This is a genomic window from Bartonella sp. AP40SXNS (assembly GCF_042195825.1).
Taxonomy (GTDB): Bacteria; Pseudomonadota; Alphaproteobacteria; order Rhizobiales; family Rhizobiaceae; genus Bartonella.
The window spans coordinates 1-3,874 of record NZ_JBHIPB010000037.1; the positions used below are offsets into that span (position 1 = coordinate 1).

Annotated in this window: 5 protein-coding genes; 1 reads left to right on the forward strand and 4 read right to left on the reverse strand. The window is 41.3% G+C overall.

Going from position 1 to position 3,874, the window contains the following annotated elements:
- The 3 genes from ACFILZ_RS09305 to ACFILZ_RS09315 all read right to left on the reverse strand — a co-directional run.
- A partial coding sequence (locus ACFILZ_RS09305) for a portal protein (RefSeq protein ID WP_375610987.1) occupies nucleotides 1-840 on the reverse strand: 840 nt, incomplete at its 3' end.
- Entirely contained in the window at nucleotides 825-2,153 is a 1,329-nt protein-coding gene (locus ACFILZ_RS09310; RefSeq protein ID WP_375610988.1) for a PBSX family phage terminase large subunit, read from the reverse strand. The genes ACFILZ_RS09305 and ACFILZ_RS09310, both read right to left, overlap by 16 nt.
- Nucleotides 2,134-2,469 carry a hypothetical protein gene (locus ACFILZ_RS09315; protein WP_375610989.1) on the reverse strand — a complete coding sequence of 112 codons (336 nt, stop codon included), beginning with the start codon at nucleotides 2,467-2,469 and terminating at the stop codon, nucleotides 2,134-2,136. Before ACFILZ_RS09315 ends, ACFILZ_RS09310 begins: the two co-directional genes overlap by 20 nt.
- Nucleotides 2,470-2,675: 206 nt before the next feature.
- Between ACFILZ_RS09315 and ACFILZ_RS09320 the strand changes: the two genes are divergently transcribed.
- Complete coding sequence (locus ACFILZ_RS09320; RefSeq protein ID WP_375610990.1) at nucleotides 2,676-3,398, forward strand: hypothetical protein; 723 nt, start codon at nucleotides 2,676-2,678, stop codon at nucleotides 3,396-3,398.
- Here the strand turns inward: ACFILZ_RS09320 and ACFILZ_RS09325 are convergent.
- Nucleotides 3,384-3,874 (reverse strand): hypothetical protein (locus tag ACFILZ_RS09325; protein ID WP_375610991.1); only part of this gene is annotated, 491 nt, incomplete at its 5' end. The two genes, ACFILZ_RS09320 and ACFILZ_RS09325, sit on opposite strands and share 15 nt — an antisense overlap.

Here is a 3,874-nt window from a genome sequence, read left to right on the forward strand (position 1 = left end):
TAAAAGTGTGGATTCTTGAGTGGATTCATATAAAATAATTACAAACAAACTATTGACTTTATTGTATTTTTGTTTATAATGTCCTTCAACAAGCGTGACCATCCGACGACCGTTTTCAACATCAATGCTCCCTTCATCACTGTAATAATCAAGATCATTATGGTGAACACCTTCATGAGAGCTCCCATCCCTTGCCCAATCTGCACTCAGCTCTGTCCAATGAGATTTGGGAAACATCTGCTTAGCTACTTCTAACGGCTTGCGGTCTACATACCACAAACGTTGTGCATCGGTTAAATTCGGTTGCACTGCCGCACTATCCCAGACCATTTTTAAAGGATCTAAACGCGTAATGACCGGTTCACCATCGAGGCTGTTCTCATAATCAAGGCGGGTATCAGTCCACCCCATTCCACAAATGACAGCATCTTGGAAAGCATCACTATCTGCATATTCAGCATGTGCCATGTCGCGAAACCATTCTGCTGCTCCTGTAAGCAATTCACTTGGCAATGCCTTCCCTATTTGACGAGGAATGAATTGCACTTCTCGCTTATTGTTGCGTTCTGAACCCACAACAGCATTCACAAGCGGAGCAATACGATTAAAAGTCATAACGGGGCGGCGTTGCTTTTTTAACGCCGATAAATCTTCTTCATTCCATTGATCACCATTGTAAAAACCAAAATCCTCCCGCGCATGTTCACGCCATTTGTTCACATGCTCCACATCTTCTTTGTACCAGCTCACAAGCTTACGAAACAAACCTTCATGAGAGAGATCAGATACATTGCTGTCTTTTTCTAAACGTTCATCATCATGCATCATTCTGCCATCCATGAGGTACTCTCATATTCCATTCTGCCGCTATAAGCTGGTCGCTTTTGTATTTCTTTTGGTGGTTTGTATGAAATACACATCAGTCCAAAGGCATCTGCCCCATGACTGGACCAATCATGCTCTGCTCCCAAGCCAATATTACGCTTCTCATCCCATTTCTCGTGATACCAGTTCAGTGCCTTACGTCCTGCTACTGTCGTCTTCTCATTAAACCAAACAGAAGGCAAAACACGGCGGACTGTTTCTATACGTATCTTAACAGCCCCTGCTCCCTGATTAGGGATAACTTTTGTTTGAAAGCCTGCCTGTTTAAGAGCGCTCTCAAAACTCACATTGTGCACACGGTCTCTGGTCGCACCGTCATGGGGGAGAACCATCAATGCCTTCTCATAACCATTTTGACGCAACCAACCGATATGTTCGGATAAAGGCTGTCCCTGTGCTTCGTAATAATCAAGCACTCTGATCTCTCTACCAACAAATTGTGCTATCCATATCGCCGTGGCATCTGCCTTGGCGCCTGTCCCCCCAATATCCCAAAAGGCGCGTATCTGCATTAAAGGATCACGAGCAACACGCCCTATCCGCCCCTCTTGCTCGGCTGCCAACATTTCCTTTTGATAATAAGCGCCTTGAACCGCTGTAAGATAAGCCCCTTCCCAGATATGCTTATAGGTCTCGGGACGGTTTCTCAGATCATCAAGCCGCGCTTCATTCAAGATCTTAGGAAACTTCGGATTATCTGACCAATTGATCTCTACACGCTTAATGGCTTCATTGTCTGAAAAGCGAAACCGCTTCTCAACGGGGGCATTCTCTCGCAACGGGTTCCATGTCACCCATAATTCTGCCCGCCATCCCTCTCCTTCTTCTCGCAAAGTCGGTATAAGCGTTTGCCAAGCCGTCTCTGTTACCGGCTCTGCTTCATCAACCCAACAAAGCAAAATGCGCCCCATCGATTTAATGCTCGCAATATTACGGTCCAGACCAGAAAACTGAAAGGCTACGCGACCATCTATCGATTTAATCGACGACTCCCCAACCTTGTAATAGTCCTTTAAAAAGTCGTGCGCTTCAATGGCGCGCTTAATCTCCTCCAATGAACTTTCTGCCAAAGAATTCTGAAACTGACGTGCACAAAGAATAGTCCCCGATATCCCTCTCCTACCAAATTGATAGCCTTTTAAAGCAGCCATCAATGCAAATGATCTTGTCTTTCCAGACCCTCGTCCACCCCAAGCTGCTCGTACCAAAGCGTCTCCTGTAAAAATAGGAATGAGTTTTGGTACAATCTTAATCTGTCTTGTCGTCATTCATTGTTAAAGGAGCAATTTCTACACGCCCTATGATCTTAATCGCGCCCCCATCTTCCCCCGTCACTTGCAAAGGCAAGATCTTCCCAAGCAACGCTAAATAAGCCGCAGGGCATCTTATTGCCTGCTTTTCGAGGTAAGAGATTAGCCCCTCTTTCCCATACTTATTGCCTGCCAATTCAGCAGCTTTAAGAATAGCCTCTTTCAAAAGGCGTGTATTCTTATTCGGTACACCTTTGACACGCCCCATTCCTGCCTTAGGGGGTTTATATTTTTTCTTTGTTTGAGAAATCTGTTCTGTATTTTGTGATGTCATAAAATACACCCTCCAGATAATAAAAAACCCCGCATTTGCGGGGATTTCAAACTGTACATTTCCCTCTCTAGACACAATACGCCTAAGTACAGTAAGGTCATTAAATACGATTTGCTACACTTTGTCAACATAAAAATAACACATATTGATAATTTCAAAGGGAATCGGTTAGGTAGTGTTAATTATTATAATTTAAGGATTAAATAATGAAGTCACTATCCATAACGCTCATAGTAATATTTATAGCTTTCTTTTCGATATCAGTGTTATCAAGATACACTAGTGTAGATAGTTTAGAACAATACGATAAACTTTACGAAAAATATGTAAGTGAAAATTATCAAAACTCAGAATATCATCAAAAATTAGCAAAGGCAAAAGAATCGGTGGAGTATTTAAAAACATTTATGGGAAGTACTGTAGACATCCCCAATGATAAAAGTCCATTTTGGAAGCATTTAATAACACTACCTAGCAATCCTCCGGAATTTAATATTTTAAAACATTATCACATAGTGCTTGTTTTTTGTGGTCGTTTTGCTGATTTATTACAAGGTGATAAAAGTATGCCCACAGTTACATTTAACGACTTGCAAACAAAACTTAAGAAATACGGTAGTATTTTTAATGACTGGGATACTATAGAAACTATTTTATTTAAAGCAAAATTTGAAACACATTTTAATGATCCAATGTTTGAATACGCAGAAAAATTTTTGAATTCTCCAAATGGCATTAGCAGAAAAGAACAAACTATTCGTACAGAGCATATGATACTAGGACATGAAAGCGTTCGTTTACAAAATACAGTGAATATGTGCTCTATTGCTATAAGTGTATATAGAGAAATGATGCCCAAAGAAGATATAAGACCCCCAGTAAGATATGGCTCTTTTGAAAAATGGAAGCGATATTTAAAAATTTTTTAAACTAGCGATTAAATACTTATGAAGCGCATTAAGAGCAACGCGCAGTGAATTCACAAGGTGTGGTAGCATTTGATCTTCTATAACGAGATACTGTAGCGCAGCGTGAAGATTATACTGTCTATAAAGGCATTGTGCTTCTTTTAGTGCCTCTTGCGTGTTTATAAACTGCTCTGTTGCAAACGATACCCATTTGTCTCTTGCCTTATCATCAGATGATGATGGCATTTCGTCATAAATCGCATTAGGCAAGCCTTTTGCGCAAAGGTAATTATTTCTTATCTGTAGGTACTGTTGCGCGGCATCATATTGCTCTTGAGTAATCACGCCTTGCAAACAAAGCCGCCCGATATAGGTACCAGAAAGTGGATTTTTTGCCTCTTGTAGCGTTAAACCGAAGCGCTTTGCACGCATTTCTATTGCCAATTTATCAACGGCTTCACGCGGTGCTTTTGCACGTGATATACGTCCGTTTGGTT